This window comes from Nitrospira sp. Ecomares 2.1, from assembly GCF_965152585.1.
Genome location: NZ_OZ224219.1, coordinates 2765728 through 2786025, shown reverse-complemented (window position 1 = coordinate 2786025; position 20298 = coordinate 2765728). Strand labels below are relative to the sequence as shown.

Annotated in this window: 18 protein-coding genes; 14 read left to right on the top strand and 4 right to left on the bottom strand. The window is 49.9% G+C overall.

Going from position 1 to position 20298, the window contains the following annotated elements; translation table 11 throughout:
• The first annotated feature begins 77 nt into the window (after window positions 1-77).
• On the top strand, window positions 78-614 hold the full coding sequence (locus ACWHYD_RS12245) for an HNH endonuclease (RefSeq protein ID WP_447962319.1): 537 nt from the start codon (window positions 78-80) through the stop codon (window positions 612-614).
• 274 nt (window positions 615-888) lie between these two features.
• Here ACWHYD_RS12245 and ACWHYD_RS12240 read toward each other — a convergent pair whose 3' ends face one another.
• Window positions 889-1041 carry a hypothetical protein gene (locus ACWHYD_RS12240; protein ID WP_312640453.1) on the bottom strand — a complete coding sequence of 51 codons (153 nt, stop codon included), beginning with the start codon at window positions 1039-1041 and terminating at the stop codon, window positions 889-891.
• A 426-nt stretch (window positions 1042-1467) separates the two neighbouring features.
• On the opposite strand from ACWHYD_RS12240, the gene ACWHYD_RS12235 reads away from it, so the two are divergent.
• Entirely contained in the window at window positions 1468-2517 is a 1050-nt protein-coding gene (locus ACWHYD_RS12235) for a putative zinc-binding metallopeptidase (RefSeq protein WP_447962318.1), read from the top strand.
• Entirely contained in the window at window positions 2514-3536 is a 1023-nt protein-coding gene (locus ACWHYD_RS12230; protein WP_447962317.1) for a D-alanine--D-alanine ligase family protein, read from the top strand. The genes ACWHYD_RS12235 and ACWHYD_RS12230 overlap by 4 nt, the downstream gene beginning before the upstream one ends.
• A 203-nt stretch (window positions 3537-3739) precedes the next feature.
• Here ACWHYD_RS12230 and shc read toward each other — a convergent pair whose 3' ends face one another.
• Window positions 3740-6265 (bottom strand): squalene--hopene cyclase, encoded by a 2526-nt coding sequence (gene shc / locus ACWHYD_RS12225; protein ID WP_447962316.1) that lies wholly within the window; start codon window positions 6263-6265, stop codon window positions 3740-3742.
• Between the two features lie 221 nt (window positions 6266-6486).
• On the bottom strand, window positions 6487-6840 hold the full coding sequence (locus ACWHYD_RS12220) for a DsrE family protein (RefSeq protein WP_447962315.1): 354 nt from the start codon (window positions 6838-6840) through the stop codon (window positions 6487-6489).
• A gap of 164 nt (window positions 6841-7004) precedes the next feature.
• Here ACWHYD_RS12220 and moaC point away from each other — a divergent pair, with 164 nt between their 5' ends.
• The 8 genes from moaC (at window position 7005) to ACWHYD_RS12180 (ending at window position 14850) form a co-directional block, all read left to right on the top strand.
• Window positions 7005-7508: a cyclic pyranopterin monophosphate synthase MoaC gene (moaC, locus tag ACWHYD_RS12215; RefSeq protein WP_447962314.1), complete on the top strand. Its 504-nt coding sequence runs from the start codon at window positions 7005-7007 to the stop codon at window positions 7506-7508.
• Window positions 7509-7557: 49 nt separating this feature from the next.
• Window positions 7558-7836 (top strand): MoaD/ThiS family protein, encoded by a 279-nt coding sequence (locus ACWHYD_RS12210; RefSeq protein WP_447962313.1) that lies wholly within the window; start codon window positions 7558-7560, stop codon window positions 7834-7836.
• A 4-nt stretch (window positions 7837-7840) separates the two neighbouring features.
• Window positions 7841-8284 carry a molybdenum cofactor biosynthesis protein MoaE gene (locus tag ACWHYD_RS12205; RefSeq protein WP_447962312.1) on the top strand — a complete coding sequence of 148 codons (444 nt, stop codon included), beginning with the start codon at window positions 7841-7843 and terminating at the stop codon, window positions 8282-8284.
• On the top strand, window positions 8284-9345 hold the full coding sequence (gene moaA / locus ACWHYD_RS12200; RefSeq protein ID WP_447962311.1) for a GTP 3',8-cyclase MoaA: 1062 nt from the start codon (window positions 8284-8286) through the stop codon (window positions 9343-9345). The genes ACWHYD_RS12205 and moaA overlap by 1 nt, the downstream gene beginning before the upstream one ends.
• A 264-nt stretch (window positions 9346-9609) precedes the next feature.
• Window positions 9610-10470: an acetyl-CoA carboxylase, carboxyltransferase subunit beta gene (accD, locus tag ACWHYD_RS12195; RefSeq protein ID WP_447962310.1), complete on the top strand. Its 861-nt coding sequence runs from the start codon at window positions 9610-9612 to the stop codon at window positions 10468-10470.
• 146 nt (window positions 10471-10616) lie between these two features.
• Window positions 10617-11906, top strand: a complete 1290-nt coding sequence (locus tag ACWHYD_RS12190) for a bifunctional folylpolyglutamate synthase/dihydrofolate synthase (protein ID WP_447962309.1) — start codon at window positions 10617-10619, stop codon at window positions 11904-11906.
• Window positions 11903-14200 carry an LPS-assembly protein LptD gene (locus ACWHYD_RS12185; RefSeq protein WP_447962308.1) on the top strand — a complete coding sequence of 766 codons (2298 nt, stop codon included), beginning with the start codon at window positions 11903-11905 and terminating at the stop codon, window positions 14198-14200. Before ACWHYD_RS12190 ends, ACWHYD_RS12185 begins: the two co-directional genes overlap by 4 nt.
• 41 nt (window positions 14201-14241) lie before the next feature.
• Complete coding sequence (locus tag ACWHYD_RS12180) at window positions 14242-14850, top strand: hypothetical protein (protein ID WP_447962307.1); 609 nt, start codon at window positions 14242-14244, stop codon at window positions 14848-14850.
• Here ACWHYD_RS12180 and ACWHYD_RS12175 read toward each other — a convergent pair whose 3' ends face one another.
• Window positions 14851-15078 carry a hypothetical protein gene (locus tag ACWHYD_RS12175; RefSeq protein ID WP_447962306.1) on the bottom strand — a complete coding sequence of 76 codons (228 nt, stop codon included), beginning with the start codon at window positions 15076-15078 and terminating at the stop codon, window positions 14851-14853.
• 292 nt (window positions 15079-15370) lie between these two features.
• On the opposite strand from ACWHYD_RS12175, the gene ACWHYD_RS12170 reads away from it, so the two are divergent.
• From ACWHYD_RS12170 to ACWHYD_RS12160, 3 genes are all read left to right on the top strand, one after another.
• Window positions 15371-16831, top strand: coding sequence for a sigma-54-dependent transcriptional regulator (locus ACWHYD_RS12170; protein WP_447962305.1), 1461 nt, complete (start codon window positions 15371-15373; stop codon window positions 16829-16831).
• A gap of 348 nt (window positions 16832-17179) precedes the next feature.
• A complete protein-coding gene (locus ACWHYD_RS12165; RefSeq protein WP_447962304.1) occupies window positions 17180-19153 on the top strand; it encodes a tetratricopeptide repeat protein in 1974 nt (657 codons plus the stop codon).
• The gene (locus ACWHYD_RS12160) at window positions 19134-20297 is read left to right on the top strand and encodes a two-component system sensor histidine kinase NtrB (RefSeq protein WP_447962303.1); all 1164 of its coding nucleotides are present in this window, start codon (window positions 19134-19136) and stop codon (window positions 20295-20297) included. Before ACWHYD_RS12165 ends, ACWHYD_RS12160 begins: the two co-directional genes overlap by 20 nt.
• Window position 20298 lies beyond the last annotated feature (1 nt).

The following is a 20298-nucleotide window of genomic DNA, read 5'->3' as shown; positions in this document are numbered from 1 at the left end:
TCTTGATTCTCTGGATTGGTCGGTGATATAGGAACAGAGTTTTATCCAACCTGGCGAGATTTCTGGGGCACGTTCGTATGGAAATGACCCTGCTACTCAATGCTACCTATGAGCCATTGCGAGTCGTGCATTGGCAAAAAGCCATTAATTTGTTGTGGCAAGGAAAAGTTGAAGTCCTTGAATTTTATGATCGGGATATTCGAGGGGTGTCCATTTCCTTTAAATTGCCATCCGTGATGCGTCTCCTCAATATGGTCAAACTCCGGTCGAATCATCATGCGGTGAAATTTTCTCGCATCAATATTTTTACACGGGATCGGTATACCTGCCAATATTGCTCCACACGGTTTCGAACGGAGGAATTAACCTTTGACCATGTGGTGCCTATTGCCAAAGGCGGGAGGAAAACCTGGGAGAATATAGTGACGGCATGCTGGCGATGTAATAACCGGAAAAGCGGTCGTACTCCTAAAGAGGCAGGGATGAAGTTGCTCAAGGAGCCCGTCAAGCCTAAATGGACTCCACGCCTGACACTCATGATCGGCATCCGCCATGCCCCGGAAAGTTGGCGGGATTATTTATATTGGAATGTGGAATTGGATGCGGATTCCTAGATTCTCTAATTCTCCTGGTTCCTGATGGTTGTTAGCAGGAACATTGTTCTATGGTTTCTGCTGAGGGACGACCAAAACGGAACTTCATGCCCTCACAAACAGCGAATTCTACACATTAGGTTGGACCCGAGCTATTGCGCGATGAGAAGGGTCCTCACTGATCTGTCCACTTTCTCACAATTCTTTGAAAATTTATACCCTAGACCCGAACAGGCAGGACGTTCAGATTTTATCTGCCAATCCGGGTCAAGGAATTGAGGAAGCAAGCACTAAGCTAGGACACTTCGATGAGGGGAATCGGTGCTCGCTCGGCTTGTTTCCGTAGGCCACAATTAATACACCAGAAGACCAGAAGAGACATTCCCGATTCCATGTCGACTTCCCGATCAAGTAACATCGTTCCCTGGCATTTTTCACAGCGATACATAGATGAATCTCCTGTGGTTCTACCGGTCAGGCTTAAGGAGTCATCAGAATCAATATGGAAGAGACTTACCGGCGTTTGGCCAAAAATGTATGAAGACCAAAAAAATGAATGAAGCCTTGGGCACTGATTCTTCAGACGCGCTGACTCGGAGTGTGAATAAAAAACTGCATGGTACTGAATGAAGGATTTCTCAAAAAGAGGGGCAATCTACCATAGGCAAAAAGGTAAAAGCTATGGAATTCAAGAGGGGCAACTGAGAATTGGTGAAACATGGTTTCACTTTTGACTTATAGCGGAAATGGAGTGAAGATTTACACATCATCTGCCGGTTGATGCGTCATGGTTTGTCAAATGTTCTAGACGGATTCCAGCGAAAGCGTATGAGATGATGATCAAAAACCGATACTGGCAGAGGAGGTTGTGAGTTTGGATCTATTGCCTAATATTCCGCCCCCTGTCCCAGCAGAGCCTGAATGGGTTTCCTGGTCTGATGAACAGCTGTTGAATCTCCGGTTGTCCGATTTAAAGATCCGTATTTCAGGAACTGAATTGGGTCAATGCGTACGCCAGCTATACCGCGAATTGAAAGATCAAGGGTTGGTGTTTCGTCCCCACATATGGTTGTCTGACGATTGGTATTCACCCGATGGCACGCCGGGTCTTGCCGTCCCGTTTTATATGGGGCATCCGCGGTTAGCGAAACTGGAACTCAATCAAATGTTGGAAGTGGAGGGGGGAACCCCGGAATGGTGTATGCGGATACTTCGACACGAGACGGGTCATGCGATTGAGAATGCCTACCGCTTACGGCGGCGGCGCAGCCGACAACAAATGTTCGGACATACTTCGGTTCCGTATCCAGATTGTTATTTGCCAAAGCCCTACAGTAAAAGTTTTGTGTTGCATCTTGATATGTGGTATGCCCAGAGTCATCCCGACGAGGATTTTGCGGAAACCTTTGCGGTCTGGCTCACCCCGCACTCACATTGGCGTGAGCGTTATGCCGGATGGCCGGCACTTAAAAAATTGGAGTATATGGACGGGCTTATGAAGGAGTTGGTGGGGGTTGCGCCCATTGTGACGACCAGGGAGCAGGTGGATCCGATTCACCGTCTTCACAAAACGCTCCGGGAACATTACCAGAGCAAGCGGGAACGATACGGGCTGGACTACCCAAACTTTTATGATCGGGACTTGCGGCGTCTCTTTTCGGGGGACCCGGATCAATCGACAAATCTGTCCGCTGAAAATTTTATTAGGAAGTTCAGAAAAGAAGTCCGGCGGAAGGTTGCTGCATGGACGGGAGAGTATCAATATACCATTGATCAGGTTTTGCAGGATATGATGGCGCATTGCCGAGAACGGAACTTACGGTTAGCCGTTTCTGAAGAGCAGGCAAAAGTGGATTTTACCATTTTATTGACGGTGCAAACGATGAACTATTTGCATGGTGGACGCCATCGGGTGGTGTTATGAGAAAACTTCGTGTCATGGCCCTTATGCATCAAGATCTGGTGCCCCCCGACGATGTGGAACATGCCGATTTGGCCGAGGTCGAATGGAAAACCGAATTTGATGTGGTCTCCACTCTACGCGATCTTGGCCATGAAGTGATGGCCGTCGGCGTGAGGGACGATTTAAGCGTCATTGATAACCTGGTAACGGATTGGAAACCTCACATCGCCTTCAATCTGTTGGAAGAATTCAATGGCAATCCGGAGTTCGATCAAAATGTGGTGTCCTATTTGGAGCTCCTCGGAGTGCCTTATACCGGTTGTAATCCCAAGGGACTCGTGCTCACTCGTGATAAAGGCTGGTCAAAAAAAATTATGGCCTACCATGGCATTCGATGCCCGGAGTTTGTGGTCTATCCTATGGGGCGGGTGATCAAGTGGGCAGAAGAGTTTCCCTTTCCGGTCATTGTCAAATCCATTAGTGAGGAAGCATCCCTCGGTATTTCTCAAGCGTCTATCGTCCATGACGAGGACAAATTAAAAGAACGTGTTGAATTTGTGCATCAGAGTGTGGGCACGAGTGTCATTGTCGAGCGGTATATTGAAGGACGGGAATTATACGTGGGTGTGTTAGGGAATCGACGTTTGCAAGCCCTGCCGGTCTGGGAACTCCACCTGAAAAATCTTCCTCCTGATGCTCTGCCGATTGCGACTGCCAGAGTGAAATGGAGCACGAAATATCAAAAAAAATATGGGATCCAATCGGGTGAGGTCGAGGGGTTAAGCCTTAAGTTGGTGCGTCATATTCAACAAACGGCCAAACGGGTTTTTCATATTTTGGGCTTAAACGGCTATGCACGAATGGATTTTCGGTTAGACCCTCAGGAACATCTCTATATTCTGGAAGCCAATCCCAATGCCCAGCTGGCCTATGGTGAAGATCTCGCCGAGTCGGCTGAACGAGCCGGTATTTCCTATGAAGCGCTGATTCAACGCATTCTGAATATCGGTTTGAGCTGGAAACCCGAAAGCCAGCGGTAATCGGAATCCTAGAACAATATGCCCCGAGCAGGGTCGAAGGAATTGTCGGGTGGGACTTGTTGACCACTCCCTCTTGCTCTGAGATGTAGACCGTAGAATGATTTCCTTGAGCCCCTGTCTTGCGTTTCTGCGAGAAAAGGACCCTTGTGTAAATATTGCGTGGTTATAACAAACGGACTAGTTTGTTCGAGAGAAATGCATGGTCATGAATTCTTTAACCCTGCTTGCCAGGTGGCAAGGGCCAACAAGGGAAAGTAGTGTGCGTACAAATGATATTTTAAATAGAAAACGTTAGGGAACCCGGTTCCTGTCATAAGTTCTTCGTCCCACCCTCCCTGTTGATTCTGATGTGTAAGTAGCCATTCGATCCCCTGATGAACATTTTTTGAAGTTCGATCGCCAGCTGCTTCAAGTGCGAGTAAGCCCCAGGCTGTTTGTGAAGGTGTGCTTGATGCGGGAACAAATTCCTGCTTTTCGTAGCTGGCACAGCTTTCCCCCCAACCACCATCCTGGTTTTGGATTGAGCGTACCCATGTGGCGGCGCGCTGGATTGCGGAGTTTGCAGTTGGGGAACCACTTGCGCGAAGGCCGCGTACGGCGAGAAAAGTTCCATAGGTATAATTTACTCCCCAGCGTCCATCCCAACTCCCGTTGGCTTGTTGGTGGCCCAAAAGAAATTGGACGGCACGGGCGATTGCCGGATGTTGGTGTGTGTAATCACGCCTGCAGAGCGCCTCCAACACCCGTCCCGTAATGTCCGGGCAGCTTGGATCAAGCATGGCATTGTGGTCGGCGAAGGGGACCTTATTCAGTAAGGCCCAATTATTATCGACATCAAAGGCAGCCCAACCTCCGTCCGAGGACTGCATCCCTAATAACCAGTTGATGGCACGTCCTTCGGCGCGAGTCTGCCGGTCAGGATCCGAGGCCTTGGCATGTTCAAGTGCCAACAGGACCATGGCGGTATCGTCGATGTCCGGGTAGAGTTCGTTCGCAAATTGGAAGGGCCATCCTCCAGGCTGTAAATCCGGACGCTTTACGGACCAATCTCCCTTGCGGCGAACCTCTTTGCTTAATAACCAGTCGGCTGCCCGCTGCATAGCCTGCGGTTCCCCAACGCCGAGTTCTCCCAATGCAAACATTGAGATGGCAGTATCCCATACCGGTGATAAGCTTGGCTGAAACTGCAGAGCACCTTCCTTTTCAAGAATGAGTCCTTCGAGTTGGCCAAGGGTTTCAATAAAGTCGGGATGGTCACGCTCATAGCCAAGAGCATCCATCGCCATGAGGGCGTACATCATCCCCGGAAAAATCGCTCCCAACCCATCCGTGAACCGCATGTGATCCAGCATCCACTTCTCTGCTTCGCGGATCGCCTTGGCGCGAATATCCTTAAATCCCCGTTTTTCCCAGATTTTTAAAATCTTATCCACTTGATGAAACATGAGAGAAAAGGGATCTTTTTTCGGAAATCGCAGCTTCCGATTGGGCACCATTAGTTCGTCAACGGTCCAATTCCCAGGCACTCTACGTTGTGCCCCGGACGCTTGAAGAATGGAGAGTGGGACGACGATGGCCCGACTCCACGATGAAATTTCATACAAGACATTCCCAGGGATAAGGACGAGTTCAGGCGGCACACTGGGAGTGTACTTTCTTGGGAAAAGACCAAACATGCTTAGATTATTTTTGGTATAGCTATTGGTTGCCTGAAGCCCACCAAGGGCAAGAATACATTCACGTGCCCGCTGCATAAGTGGTTGGTCAGGATCATGGCCGCCAACGCGAAGTGCCACGTACGCACGGGTGGTTGCGTTCACCTCGGCTGGGCCCTCTGAGTAGATATTCCACCCCCCATCTGAAAGTTGGCGGTCAAGGATGGTGCGTATGGCCTCCTTCACTTTGGTCTGAATCCGAGGCTCCCACACACCGTTTTCCGGTGGATAGAGCCAGAGTAAAAGCAACACGTAGTCGGATTCCAATGTTGTGTCGGCAGTAAGATCGCCCTGCCAAAACCCTTGAGAATATTGTTTCGCCAATAGTGAACGCGCAGAAACTTGTGTGGTTTGATATGCTTGTTGTTCAAGTTCCTCTACATTCGCCTTAAAAGAAGCGAGCTCCGCAAAGGCGTCTGTAGACTGTGTGGGTATGATACTTGCGGAAGGTTCTCTCATGGGTTCTCCTGATTGTGTTTGAGATTGGATCTCCAGAACAAGCGCAGCTCGTTGCTCGCGAGTTGGTGGGGCTAATCCCATCGCATCTCTGAACCACAACCCTTCGGTAGCAAGCCGTCCAACGAGGGAGCGGGTTGGATCAACGGTATTAGCCAAAAAAATGCTTTGCCAATTTTGGTATCGCTCTCGAATGGGATCAAGGAGATTGGGGTTGATCGCAAGAGCAGCCATGAGAATTGAGGCAATTTCATGCCCTTGCAGAGAGCGATGGCTTATAGGATTTTCGACTATATCAGTCTCAATTGCTGGCCAGGGAAGCTCTTCATCAATGGAGCTGGAGAGAAAATTCCCAACTTGTTTGCGGTCTAAATCCTGTATGAGTAACTCTATGAGCCCTGTCAGTAACTGTTCTTTCCCCTCAAAATGATAGAGTAACCCACCCTTGCTCAGTCCAGCTTCCCGAGCGACATGCTCCAGTGTCAACGCACTGGCCCCGTCACGTCCCAACAGGTCAATGGCGGTCTCAAGAATTAAATAACGGGTTGAAGTCAGCATTGCTATGTACTGTACCGTCTAGCTGGTTTAGATTCAAATGGAAAATTTGGTTATGCCCATAGAAAAGGAAAGATGACAATCATGCGATGGATTAAAGACCATGCAGCAAAATATCCACAAAATAGCAGCACACAATTGGCTCTGGCACTCCATTGAGGCGAATATCGTCTGTAAGTCAGGATTGAGTATGATGATCCGGACGAGAGGCGAGGGGCGAGATATTAATTAAAGGCCAAAAAGCGGTCACACCCGTCGATGATATTTGAGAGAATGACCAAGCCGCAAAAAGTCACTTCTTTCCCATATCCGTCGGTGGAGATGTGATGTTGTTGGCATCCATAGGCGCATACAAATAACTTCAGTCCATCCTTCGCCAACTCGGAAAACCTTCGGTCTTCTAGGTTTTTAACTCCCTCATCGATGAAATATAGATAAGTATCTACCTTATTGGCCAAGGCGGTTTTGGCGAGATAATAGACGGTTTCCGCATTGGGATGTTCAGGTGAGGTTGAGAGCAGGAGGCCTAGCTTTTTATTTGCGAGGGTAGGATTGGCTATAATTGTGGTGGTGTCCATGGGTGAAATCTCTGAATAATATGGTAGTACCGACTGTTTATAGGTGGAATGAGGTCGGGTGTCAAGGGAGAATTCAAGGGTATGTTTTGCTTGACGTCGTTTTTCCTCTGTCCTTATAATCTACTGATTTTCAAGAGGTTTTTTATCTGTGGTAATTTTTGAATATGGCGAATCTTACGCATTTTAATGAATCCGGTCGGGCTCGAATGGTGGATGTCACCGACAAGCGTTCAACCGAGCGTGTAGCGGTAGCCCAAGGGAAGGTGTTTATTTTGCCGGAAACCCTTGAGAAAATTCATGAGGGTCGAATTGCGAAGGGTGATGTGCTGGCCGTAGCCCAAGTGGCCGGGGTTATGGGGGCCAAACGGACTCCCGATCTGATCCCAATGTGTCATCCCCTTCTGTTGACCGGTGTGGATGTAGATTTCAAAGAGAGTTCTCAGCCTAATTCTGATGGAAAGTACGCGATTACCATTGTCGCAACGGTGAAAACCACGGGAAACACCGGAGTGGAAATGGAAGCCATGACAGCAGTGTCCGTGGCCGCTCTGACCATTTATGATATGTGTAAGGCGGTCGATAAGGGCATGGAGTTTGGAGAAATTGCTCTTGTGTCGAAGTCAGGGGGAAAGTCTGGTACGTATGTCCGTGTTCAAAAGACAAAATAGCCGTGGGTGATGTCCGTTGTCTTTGTCTGGTCGTGGGAGTAGTAGAATTGTGAAGGTTAAATTATTCGGAATGTTAAAGACCATGATTCCTGGAGGAAAGGATTTGGAGGTCGCCATTGCCGAAGGTGGACAGGTCAGGGATCTAGTTCACTCCATTCAGGTTGAGCATCCTCAAGTTGGGGAACTACTCGATAAAAAAAAGGTATTGATATCGGTGAATCAAGAAATTGCACATTGGGACACAGTGCTTAAAGAGGCTGACGAGATAGCATTATTGCCTCCTTTTGCCGGAGGGTCCTGCGTATCATGGGCTAAGGAGAAAGGGTAATCCGATGGCCGTTGATCTTGTAGAAAGCATGTTGGTTCGGGTGCAACTGGAAAATTTTTCAATTGATGAGGAATTGGATCGGGTGCGGTCTCGATCCCGTCGGATCGGTGGCATTGCCATGTTTTTGGGCACGGCCCGTGACCACTCCAAAGGCCGAGACGTGAGTTCCATGAGTTTTGATCACTACGAAGGAATGGCGCAGAAAAAACTCAAGGAAATTCGCGAACAGGCTCTTCGGGATTTTGACATAATTGAGGCCTTGGTGCTCCATCGCTATGGGCCAATTGAAATTGGTGAGAATATTGTGCTGATCATTGTGGGGGCCGAACATCGGGCCGATGCCTTCAAGGCCTGCCAATGGTGTATTGATGAACTCAAAAAAATCACTCCAATCTGGAAGATGGAAACGACGCCGGAAGGCGAGGTGTGGGTGGAGGAACATCCATAATGGAGGCGGGTGAAGCTGTGGCTCTGCCGGATGCGGTTAGAGATAGCTTGGGGCGTCCGTTGCGATCCTTGCGGGTATCCGTGACCGATCGATGCAACTTACGGTGTCAGTACTGTATGCCCGAGGAAAATTATGTGTGGCTTCCTCGAGAAAACCTGTTGACGTTTGAAGAAATCGCCTTGCTCACGAATTTGTTTTCCGATCAGGGAATTGATCGAGTGCGTATTACCGGGGGGGAGCCCCTATTACGCAATAATGTGGCGGAACTCATTAGAATGCTTCGTCAAAACTCTCGCATCCAGGATATTGCGATGACCACCAATGGGGTGTTGTTGAGTGAACAGGCTCAGGCTCTTTTCGATGCAGGGCTCCATCGGGTCACAGTGAGTCTGGATACGTTGAAGCCAGAGCGGTTTAAGGCGTTAACTCGACGCGATACGTTGGATCGTGTTTTTGAGGGAATTGCCTCGGTGGGGCGAGTCGGATTTACAGGATTAAAGTTGGATACGGTCGCGATGAAAGGGTACAACGAAGATGAAGTTCTGCCCTTGATTGAATACGGCAAGCAGGTCAACGGAGAAGTCCGTTTTATCGAATATATGGACGTTGGCGGAGCCAATGACTGGTCAGCGGATAAGGTTCTTTCCCGGAAAGAGATTTTAAAGATGGTCGGAGATCATTATGGGAAGGTTGAACCGGTGGAGGAGGTTAGCTCGGCTCCTGCACAGCGATTTCGGCTGCCTGACGGCACGACATTTGGTATTATTTCTTCCACCACAGTACCTTTCTGTTCGACCTGTGACAGGAGTCGGTTAACGGCTGATGGGATGTGGTATTTATGCTTGTATGCCAAAACAGGTCTTGACCTTCGCAAGCTTCTTCGGATGGAACGACCACGAGAAGATATTCTTTCCATCATTCAGTCTGTCTGGGAATCTCGAAAAGATCGTGGGGCGGAAGAACGAAAAGAGCTTGAACAGGTCAGCGGTCGTGGCCGGTACATTGACATTGAGCGGTTGCGCCAGGATCCACATCTGGAAATGCATGCAAGGGGTGGTTGACCCTCGTGTCTTCTCCCTGTTTCTCCTGTCCGCACTCTGCTGATACTCTGGAATCGTCTTCGGTGTAGGCACCTTCTCCGGGGGATTCTTGCCGGTTTAACCTCCCTATGGTAAGGTCGTATCGTGACTGAAGACTGTGTCGAAGTACAGATTTCTTGTTGTGTTCTTTCCCTTCCTTTCTCGAATTTTCTTTTTCACCGCCAGAACTACATGTGGATTCGCGTGCATTGTGTTCATGAGAGAAGCTTAAGGGTAGACTGATCTATGGGATGGTTTAAACGGAACAAAAACACGGATACCGAAGGCACGTCCATTAAAATCGTGGAAGGGATGTGGGTCAAATGCGCAGTCTGTCGCACCATTATTTTTAAACGCGAAGTTGAACGAAATTTAAAAGTCTGTCCGAAATGCCAATACCATTTTCCCCTGTCGGTGGGTGAGCGGTTGGAGTTGATCGTCGATCCCGGTTCATTCGAGGAATGGGATGGAGAGTTAGTCCCGGGGGATCCTTTACAGTTTATTGATACGCTGCCGTACCGTAAGCGCATTCAAAAGGCTCAGGAAAAAACGGGAAAAAAAGAAGCAATCTTGACTGGACGATGTCAAATCGGCGGGAAACCCGCTGCCCTCGGAATTTTTGATTTTTCATTTATGGGTGGCAGTATGGGATCGGTGGTTGGCGAGAAAATCTGCCGAGCAATCGATAAGGCGTTGATCGGCCATATGCCATTTTTGTTGGTCACCACCTCCGGTGGGGCACGGATGCAGGAGGGGACCTTGTCACTCATGCAAATGGCGAAAACGGCATCAGCCTTGGCGAAATTGCAAGAGGCTCGACTTCCCTTTGTTGTCCTGCTAACGGATCCGACATTTGGAGGGGTCACCGCCAGTGTCGCGATGTTAGGGGATATCATTCTGGCTGAACCGAAGGCACTGATCGGGTTTGCCGGCCCACGGGTTATTGAACAAACGATCAAAGAACATTTGCCGGAAGGCTTCCAACGTGCTGAGTTTTTGTTGGAGCATGGCATGGTTGATCATATCGTGGAACGGAAAATCCTCAAGGCGACCCTGGAAACGTTGCTTGCGCATTGTGTGACCACAGTCTCTTCCTCTTCGGTGTAGCCGCCGAATGGTCCGATTCACCTTGTACCCCTGTGGATCTCAACAGGCTTGACGAAAGACCCGATAATGGTGAGAGCCATACACTGTAGTTATTATTGATACGAAATCTCCTTCCCTTTATTGTCTCCCGCCTAGTTTTGATTCCTGTGGCTACGTATCTAGAAACCCTCGATTTTCTCTTTTCCTTGCATCGATTTGGTATCAAGCTGGGATTGGAGGCCATTACCGATATTCTTGAACGGTTGGACAATCCTCAGCACCGGTACGCCACGGTTCATGTTGCCGGCACGAATGGGAAGGGGTCCTCATCGGCCATGGTGGCTGCGATTCTTCAAGCAGGCGGATATCGGGTCGGACTGTATACCTCACCGCATTTAATTGATTTCCGCGAACGCATTCGGGTTCAGGGAACAGATATTTCTGAAGAGGCTGTCTGTGGCTTGATTGCGCAGATTCGGCATACGGCCAATTCCCTCACCGCACTCACCTTTTTTGAATTCACCACCGCACTGGCCTTTTTGCATTTTAGAAATGAGCAGGTAGACATCGCTGTAATAGAGGTTGGCATGGGGGGACGCTTTGATGCGACTAATGTGTTAAACCCCATCGGTGTCCTGATTACGGGAATTAGCTTCGATCATGAAGCGTATTTAGGGGACTCTCTTCAGATGATTGCGCAGGAGAAGGCCGGGATCATTAAGCAAAAGGCTCCGATCGTGTTGGGTCCGATGCCGGAGGATATTACCCAGATTTTTGAAACTCAGGCCCGCAAGTGGTCAGCGCCAATTTTTCGGATGGGAAAGGAGTTTTCCTTCCTGGAAACCAGTGCGACGAATTTTACCTATCAAGGGCTGGGATGGACGATTCCGGCAATACAGGCCAATTTGCTTGGCCGTCATCAGATGGTCAATGCCACGAATGCGCTGGCGGTATTGGAGACGGGCGTTGATGGCACCTTCCCTGTTTCGCAGATGGCGATCCGGATTGGGTTGCAGAGTGTCAAATGGAGGGGTCGGTTAGAGGTTGTGGATCGCAATCCCCTTTTAATTGTGGATGGCGCTCACAATCTTGCCGGTGCTCAGGTGTTATTTGACTTTCTCTACTCACAAATTCATGATGGCGCGGGACGAAAACTCATTTTGGTCGTCGGGATGATGCGTGACAAAAACCTGCAAGGATTTCTGCGCGTTTTTCTTCCTCTTGTTGACCACCTGATTCTCACCCAGCCACGGATGGAAAGAGCGGCATCGGTGGATGAGCTCAAGCGCCTGGTCGATCGCGAAGATTTGGTTCCGTGTCTACTTGCCGATTCATGGGAGGCTGTTTGTCAAGCCAAGGAAATGGCGAATCCATCAGACGTCATTTGTGTCACTGGTTCGTTATTTTTGGTTGGGGAGGTACTCAATCGGCTCACTCAGCCGGGTTCCCCAACGTGACTGGTGCGGGCCTGGGTGTAGACCGGCGTGTTCTCTCTCGCCGATCTCATGGGTTGTTGGTCGGTGTATTCATTCTTCTTGCGATGTCGGCAACGGGAGAAACGGCGTTCGGACAAGCCGATTCCGACCCTGTGGAATCCGAGGGACTCTCCGCAGATACCTCGTCTCAGGAGGAGCCTGCCGAATCAACTTCAGAGGGATCCCCCGTCGCCATTAATGCCGACCGGATTGAATATAGTCGTGATCGGGAAGAATATCACGCTATCGGTGCCGTGGATGTTAGGCGTGGTCCCATTCATCTTAATTCGGATGAGGCCACTCTTCAAAGACTCACGGGGCGTTTAACGGCGCGCGGAAATGTGCATTTACAGGATGCCCAGACGGATATCTGGTCGGAAACGCTTCAGCTGAATCTCAATACCGAAGCGGGTGTCATTACCAATGGACAAATTTTTTGGAAGGAACAGAATTCCTTTGTCACGGGGCGACGGCTTCAGCGATTTTCCGAAACCCATTATCGGGTCAAGGAGGGCTCTTTTACCAATTGTGATGTCCAGAATGGCGAGATTCCGGCATGGCGATTTAAGTTTCAAGATATGGATTTGGAATATGAGGACAGTTTGTTTGGAAAAGGCGTGTGGTTCAATGTGAACGATGTGCCGGTGATCCCGCTTCCCACCTTTCGATATCCGCTTGGCGCTTCTCGAAAAAGCGGATTCTTGTTTCCGACAACCGGGTACAATACGAATTTCGGGTACCAGTATCGGCAGGGGTATTTCTGGGCCATTAATCCCAGTAGCGATTTAACCGTTTCCCCGCAGATATTAACGGAGCGTGGAGGAGGTGCGGATCTGCAATATCGCTATGTGTGGAATCGGCTCACAAAGGGAGAATGGTTGATACGCTCGCTCTATGATACCGAGCAAAGTCGTGGGCGAGCCGAAGTTCGGGGGGCTCATGTTCAGCAATTCAATCCCGATTTGTCTTTACGCATGCGGGCCAACTTTTCAAGTGATCGCACGGTTCTGCAAAATTTCAGCAGTTCCGGGACTCAACGGGCTTTACCCAGTCAAGAATCGAATCTCACCATTTTGCAACGACTTGATCATGGAGCGCTGTATTTTTCGGGTCAATATATTCAGCCGTTAGCCACGGGCGGGAATTCGACTTTTCAGCGGTTACCTGAAGTCGGGCATCGCTTCGTGAATCCCAGTGTCTTGGGCAGTCCCATATCTCTGACAGCGGAAACGACCGCGGTGCAATTTTACAGGCAGACGGGGTTCAATGTTGGTCGTCTCGACGTGTTGCCGGGGCTTTCGATGGAAGGACTCCATCTGGGGCACACCTTGGGATTTCGTCCTCAAGTCAAATTTCGTGAAGTGGGCTATACCCGGGGAATCACCGAGAAATCATTCCAACATCGTGAAACCTTTTGGGTAGGCGCTGAATTATTTTCGAATATGTCGAAACGGTTTTCCATCGGCGAGGGGGATTGGATCCGACATTCTATTCAACCGAATGTGATTTATGAGTATGTGCCACAGACGAAACAAGCGGAATTCGTTCAGATCGATGCGGTAGATGATTTGATTCAAAAGAGTCTGGTCACCTATTCCTTGAAGAATCGTCTGAGCCAAATTGGTGGCACGGAATCTAATTCCTGGTTGGATCTGTTATTTGCCCAAAGTTATCATGTGGCCAATCCGTCGCCCTTGGCCTCCAAATTTTCGGATATCTGGACACGGGGGCAATTTCATTCACCAGTGAATTCCTCAGCATTCATCTCGGCATTCGATCTGAGAGTGGATGCCTTCTACGATCCGAACAGGAAATATTTTTCTCAGATGAACACCGACGTGTTCATTCAAAGTCGACAGGCGTGGTATGTGACCGTTGGGCAACGGTACGCGAGAGAAGGGTCGAGAGTCCGTCGGGGAGATATTTGGAACCCCGTGTCGTTTAATGAAGTTTTGGCTCCGGCCCAGGAAATCCTCTATTTGACGACCGGGGGTGGAGTGCGGTTGCCGTATGGTGTGACCTTGGGCACCAAATGGTATCATGACTTCCGGACAGGGGAGACGGCTGAATTGGATGTGGTGGGATTGTACCAAAATCCTTGCCGATGTTTTTCGCTTGGGCTCACCTATACGAAGCTTCCTGACCGTTCTCAAATTGAATGGCTCGTCAGCTTGACTGGGTTGTGGGGGACCCAAGGGCATGGAACACAATTAATGAAGTTAATTTTGGGCCCCATCATGGGCGGAGAGCGTGGAGTTCCCTGGGACTACCGGTAACGGTCATGCGGATTATGCCTGTCCATTGGTGCATTGTACCGGTGATGATTTTATGGGGATTGGCCGGCTGGCCGCTTCATGTTTGGTCGCAAGAAGTTGTCACCGATCAGGTGACTATCACGTCAGCAAGGGGACAACTGTTTGGTATCACTTCCGGCGAAGGTATTGCCAAAACGGTATTAGCTTCTGGAGAAGACGTGCTGGTAGTTGAAACCAAAGGCGTGACCGGATATGTCCAGACCACCACAAGGTTGCTGGGGTTTTCAGGTCGTTTACAACGGTGGGTGGAGTTGAACCTTTCCTCGGCGGAGGAGGAGGTCACTGCGACGGTCACTCCCAGAATGATTATCGTTCAAGGGCAACAGGCGGCTTATGGTTTTCAAAGTGATCTGGGTCGTTGGAAACGAAACTCTTGGGGAGCTGGAGAGTTGTTGGTGGAGAGTATCGTGAATGACCATGTGGCTGTTCTCATTACCAACAGACGGGCATTGGGATTTTCTGCGTTGACCGGAGGATTTTTCCCGCAAGACCTTCCATCCGGCAATGCGATTGTCCAGACGGAAGCCAATGCTAACGTCGTGGTCATCCACCTGTCAGGATTGATGTTGGTTTTCCGGTCCGGCTTAGCGATTTGGACGGTGTTGCCTTGATTAATTAGAGGAAAGATTGCTCGCCATTTGCGGGTGTTTGGTCACGCCTGGATAATCCACTCCAATAGGTGTATTCGAACAATAGTGGGTCCACCAGTCAATGACTTCCTGCAAAAAAGGATCTTCCGGGCCTGTCGCAAATAGATGACCATAGAGGTAACCCGTTTGGGTATCAAAGAGCATGAAAATCGGCATGGGTGCAGGCTGTGGAATATGTGGCGTGTCCATGAGTAGTTGAGACCGATCCTCAGAGGTTCCTTCTGTTTTTGCCTACGTATTCTTATCGGAACGTATTTTATTTTTCTTAAATAGGCCTTTTGCTCAAACCGCTCTGACCGTCTTTTTGGACTCAAGGCCGATTCAAGGGTTTCAGGGAGATCGGAGAGGGGACTCAGCAACGTTTGGGGCAAATTAGAAGACAACCCTTGACCTTCCCCGTCAAATGGGGTAGCTATGTTCCTTCACCGCACAACCGGGTCAACGGGATGTGCGTTTATATGGGTTGAGAGGGAGGCCATTCATGGATGTGTTTGATTCGGCTGAATCAGGTATCACGAAGCAGGTTGCCAGGATCCTGCTGGTTGAAGATGAGGTAGATGTGCGGGAGTCCCTCAAGTTGCAGCTTGAGGATGAAGGGCATCAGGTTGTGGACACGGAATCAGGAAGCGATGCCTTGGCTCTCGCCGAGTCCTCCCTGTTCGATATTGTCTTGACCGATGTGATGATCCCCGACATCAACGGAATTGAGTTGGTTCAGCGCATTATGCAGCTCCCGAATCATCCTGTGACGGTCGTCATGACAGGATATGGGTCGGTAGAGATGGCGGTGAAAGCCATTAAGGCCGGCGCCTTTGATTTCCTCTCTAAACCATTTTCCATGGATGTCTTGAGCGCCACTGTTGCCAGTGCCTTAAGGGTCAAGTGTCTTCAGGACGAGAATGTCGAACTGAAGAAAACCGTCAAGGGGCAATTTAGTTTGGGAAAACTCATTAGCTCCAGTCAGGTGATGCAAGAGGTGTTTCAGTTGATTGATTGCGTGGCGGACACCGATAGTACCGTGCTGATTTTAGGGGAAAGTGGAACCGGCAAAGAATTAATTGCCCAAACCATTCATTGTCATAGCACGCGGCACCGGGGAAGCCTGATTCCTGTCAATTGCGGAGCGATCCCCGAGGCGTTATTGGAAAGTGAATTGTTCGGTCATGAAAAAGGGGCATTTACCGGAGCGGTGGCCTCACGAGTGGGACGATTTGAGCTGGCGACTGGAGGAACAATTTTCCTCGATGAAATCGGTGATCTGAGTCCTCCGCTCCAGGTCAAACTTCTTCGCGTCCTGCAGGAGCGAACGTTTGAACGAGTGGGGGGTAGTCGAACTTATAAGTCGGATGCCCGTGTCATTGCCGCCACCAATCAGGATCTTGAAACCCTGGTCGCGGCTAAACAATTTCGAGAAGATCTGTTTTATCGGTTAAATGTGGTGCCGGTTCTTGTTCCTCCTCTCCGTCAACGCGTGGAAGATATCCCGCTATTACTCCAGCATTTCATTACGATGTTCAATGATCGGCGAAAAGCGGAACTCACCGGTGTGGCTGAGGACGCGATGAGTCTCTTATGTGATTATCCCTGGCCGGGAAACGTTCGTGAACTCGGGAATATTGTTGAGCGGATTGCTATTTTAAAACGGCGGGGATTAATAGTCCCGGGAGATTTACCGGAAAAAATCAGGCGACTCCCACCTTCCCATCTCCCCACCATGCCGGCGGCAATTCCGGTGGCCGGGATGGATCTTTCCAGAACAGTTGAGGAATTTGAAAACCGGCTGATTCTTGAGGCTCTTGAGCGAACCAATTGGGTCAAAAGTAAGGCGGCTCGTCTTTTGCAAATTAATCGCACCACTCTCATTGAAAAGTTAAAAAAGAAATCTCTGGCCGAAGTGGTCGCACAACGGGCCGCGCCATCGGAAGATCTGGCTGACGTGTAACGATACAAGACCGTTGGCCTTTCCTACCCTGTTCTAGCTTTCCCTTTCCCTTTCCAAACCAGCCTGAGGTTCTGACCATTGCGTCAACTCCTTGACGGCGGCAATTTTGTCCGCTCGTCGGTGTTTGTCTCAAACCTCCTGGTTTATCAACAAAAACCCTGTGAGTAAAATTTTCCCCCGGCAAGAATAACTCCGGTCTAATTTTTGCTGAATACGTTCAGCAGGTTGGAGCAGAAACAAAAAGTGAGGAAATTTACTTGGATTGCCCTGTCGTGTCTTATCTGGCCCAGCACGGTTATGGGAGGCCCCTGTTCTGAATTTTCCTGGTACGTTTCCAGGGATATGGTGATGCCAGAGATGATTCAACACGGACAGGATGCTATGCGGGCCGGACAACTCTTGGAAGCCCGAGACATGTTTGCTACCTATCTGAATGAACAGGAAGACGGAAAGTTTGCAGAAGGCGTTCGTTGGGTCATGGCCTCTCTTCCTGATCCTTCGGATGAACCAGGCAAAGAAAATTTTCAACGAATTAAGCGGTTACAGGCCATGAAAACAAGTCATCCGGAAAGTGTGTATGCTCCATGGGCTCTTTGTGCCATGGGGGAAGTGTATTGGGAGGCTAGATGGTTTTCAGAAGCCAGCGGGATATTCGAAGAATTCCTCCGGTCCTATCCAGAACATCCATTAGCGGGAGGAGTCATGGTTGAGGCCGGACTAGGGTATCTGAGTAATAAACAATATTTGGAGGCAGCACTGATCTTCCGGCGGGTGGTAGAAGAACCCAAGTGGAATGCCCATCGCATTAAAGGTGCATTAGGGCTGGCCGATGCCACAGCCAAGGCAAAGGCTTGGAAGCAGGCCTACTATTGGTATCGGGTGGTGGAAGCCGAAAGGCCTGAACTCATTCGCCAGTCTGCGGAGTCATCGTATCACTATGGCTTGACAGAAATTGCTGTAGGAAATCCCGCCATGGCGATATCCAGATTTTTATTGACAGTCAATCTTCATCCGCATCAGGAAGCAGCCGGGAGAGCCCTCAACCACATATCAGAAAAATTACGAAAGGAAGGGCATGATTTTTTAGCCTTGTATTTTGCGGATCATGCCCGACAACAATTTCCGGATCAGGAGCCCGGTCGACGCGGGCAGGCTGCGCTCACCAGATGGATCGTGGAGTTTGTTTCCCGGGAGCATGCTAAGGAAGACTGGAACAAGGTCTACCAACGGTTAGATGAATTGGAAATATACCTCTCGCTCTCATGGGATTATGTTCTGGAAACCGCGGGTGCGTTAAGTTATGCACCTGAAAACGACGTGGCTGATGAAAGCCTGCTGTGGATGGGGCAAGCGTATCAGGCGTTAGAGGATTATTCTGATGCCGTTCAGACTTTCACCCGTCTCATTATCGCGGCCTCGTCGGATGTAAAACGTCTGGAGGGGCAGGAACGACTCGCGTCCTTGTTACAGGATCAGATTCGCTGGTTCTATGCTCGGAAAGCCTGGGTACCATTACTCAAGTTTCACGCCGACCATCGGGACGCGTTTCAGCTGGTGCCATTGGAGCGGGAGCGACTCTTGATGGTGGCGCAAGCCTATCAGCAGGTGAATCTTCCTGCTGAAGCCTTGCATTGGTATGACCAACTCATAAAGGAGTACCCCAACAGTCCGCACCGGGAAGAGATTCTTCTTCAGCAGGTTCTGGTCGCTCAGGAGCAAGGCAACGGTTCATTGGTTCGAGAGGTGGGGGCATCCTACCTACAGGAGTTTCCGGAGGGCCGAGGACGAGGGCAAGTGGAGATCGCCCTCGGCATGGAAGCCTTCGCTGACAAACGGTATGTAGAAGCGATCCGGAATTTCACGTCGGCCCTACAGCATGTCGATGGAGAAGTGGGACAACGCTATTTGCTCAGGAATCGGGCACGCGCCAATCGAGCCCTCGGGCAGATGGAGTTAGTGGTTCAAGACATGCGACAGGCGGTGTCTATCGAACCCGCTCAGGCTTCCGATGTTCTCCGCTTGGGGGATGCCATGTTTGATCAAGGTGACTATGTCGAAGCCCAGAGCCTGTACGATCAAGTCCTGGCCTTGGATGTGCCAGCGGCGTTGCACACATGGGCTAAGTATCGGTTGGCGGTCTCGTTTGAACATATGGGCAAATCCGCTGAAGCCGCGTCACTACTTGCCGAAATCAAGGAATTAAAAACCCGTTCTCCAGAATTGGAACATACGATTCGTTCAGCCGCCACGGCGGTGTTGGATGAAATGTCATTGAATGAAACGCCATCAACCAGGATACCCGATGTCCCAATTAAATCCTAAACCGATGATCGCGCTCAGTTCCAAAAAAAACGGGGACACGTCCTGGCCGACGCTCGACCCTATCACGGAGCCGACAATTTCCAGTGAAACCCTCAGTCTGGCGCTTGAGGCCAAGTATGCAGAAACGCAACGACTGCATCATCACCTTCATCGTTTGGTGAAGAGTCTTCCGTTACCCGCCTTGCTCTACAACCGGAAAGGCCGGATTGTCACTGCCAATCACAAGGCTCAAATCCTGATGGGAGAAATCGATTGGAAGAAGATGAATTGGCACATTCAGGATCTCTGGACTTCCCTGGTGTGGCCGACGGTTCCCTTTACCGATTGGAAATGGAAGGCGGGCCGGGTGTCCTGTTGGGATTGTCCGTTAGGGGGGGGGGATCAACCCTCCAGTTTGACTGTTCGTTATCTCAGATACGAAGAGGAGGTGCTCAGTGAAGGGACGGAGCAGCTTCAACGCTTGGCGGCCATAGGAGAACAGGTCGGGAGGCTGGCGCATGATATTCGCAATCCGCTCGCAAGTATTGAATGGTTTGCCACACTATTGGGCCGCGACCGTCAGTCCGGTTTGGAACGCGGGGACCTGGCGGGTCAATTACTTCAGGCCATTCGTTCATTGGATGGGCTGGTCTCGAATCTCTTAACGGCGAGCACGCCATTGAAGCGGGAGCGGCAGAGTGTGAACCTCTCGAGGCTGTTGGATGATGTGGAGCTCTTAGCCATGTATTCCTTCAGAAGAAAACGGCTGACTATCCATCGGGAGAAGGAAGTGTCACATCTCGAAATCTTGGGGCATGAGCAGTTATTAAAGCAGGCCCTTTTGAATCTGCTCCTGAATGCGATTCAGGCCTCCCCGCAAGACGGTCATATTGAAATTCGTTGTCGGCTGATGTCCCTGCCGATCACTGGAGAACCCGTCTCTCCTGGAATCAATGGCGTGGCATTAAGTATTCGAGACGAAGGATGTGGGATGTCCAAAGAAGAACTCTCCAGAGTATTTCAGCCATTTTATTCGAAGCGTCAGGGTGGGACCGGTCTTGGGCTTTCGATTGTGAAAGACATAGTCCAGGTGCATCAAGGCAGAATTGAGATAGAAAGCCAGACGGACAAAGGAACAACGGTCAAACTATTTCTTCCCCAATAAA

Excerpts from the sequence above, each read along its gene's own strand:
- ACWHYD_RS12245 (WP_447962319.1), top strand. The coding sequence starts at position 78 with ATGGAAATGACCCTGCTACTCAATGCTACCTATGAGCCATTGCGAGTC.
- ACWHYD_RS12160 (WP_447962303.1), top strand. The coding sequence starts at position 19,134 with ATGTCCCAATTAAATCCTAAACCGATGATCGCGCTCAGTTCCAAAAAA.
- ACWHYD_RS12165 (WP_447962304.1), top strand. The coding sequence starts at position 17,180 with ATGCCAGAGATGATTCAACACGGACAGGATGCTATGCGGGCCGGACAA.
- ACWHYD_RS12240 (WP_312640453.1), bottom strand. The coding sequence starts at position 1,041 with ATGTATCGCTGTGAAAAATGCCAGGGAACGATGTTACTTGATCGGGAA.
- ACWHYD_RS12170 (WP_447962305.1), top strand. The coding sequence starts at position 15,371 with ATGGATGTGTTTGATTCGGCTGAATCAGGTATCACGAAGCAGGTTGCC.
- shc (WP_447962316.1), bottom strand. The coding sequence starts at position 6,265 with ATGCTGACTTCAACCCGTTATTTAATTCTTGAGACCGCCATTGACCTG.
- ACWHYD_RS12205 (WP_447962312.1), top strand. The coding sequence starts at position 7,841 with ATGGCCGTTGATCTTGTAGAAAGCATGTTGGTTCGGGTGCAACTGGAA.
- ACWHYD_RS12220 (WP_447962315.1), bottom strand. The coding sequence starts at position 6,840 with ATGGACACCACCACAATTATAGCCAATCCTACCCTCGCAAATAAAAAG.
- accD (WP_447962310.1), top strand. The coding sequence starts at position 9,610 with ATGGGATGGTTTAAACGGAACAAAAACACGGATACCGAAGGCACGTCC.
- moaA (WP_447962311.1), top strand. The coding sequence starts at position 8,284 with ATGGAGGCGGGTGAAGCTGTGGCTCTGCCGGATGCGGTTAGAGATAGC.
- ACWHYD_RS12175 (WP_447962306.1), bottom strand. The coding sequence starts at position 15,078 with ATGGACACGCCACATATTCCACAGCCTGCACCCATGCCGATTTTCATG.
- moaC (WP_447962314.1), top strand. The coding sequence starts at position 7,005 with ATGGCGAATCTTACGCATTTTAATGAATCCGGTCGGGCTCGAATGGTG.
- ACWHYD_RS12230 (WP_447962317.1), top strand. The coding sequence starts at position 2,514 with ATGAGAAAACTTCGTGTCATGGCCCTTATGCATCAAGATCTGGTGCCC.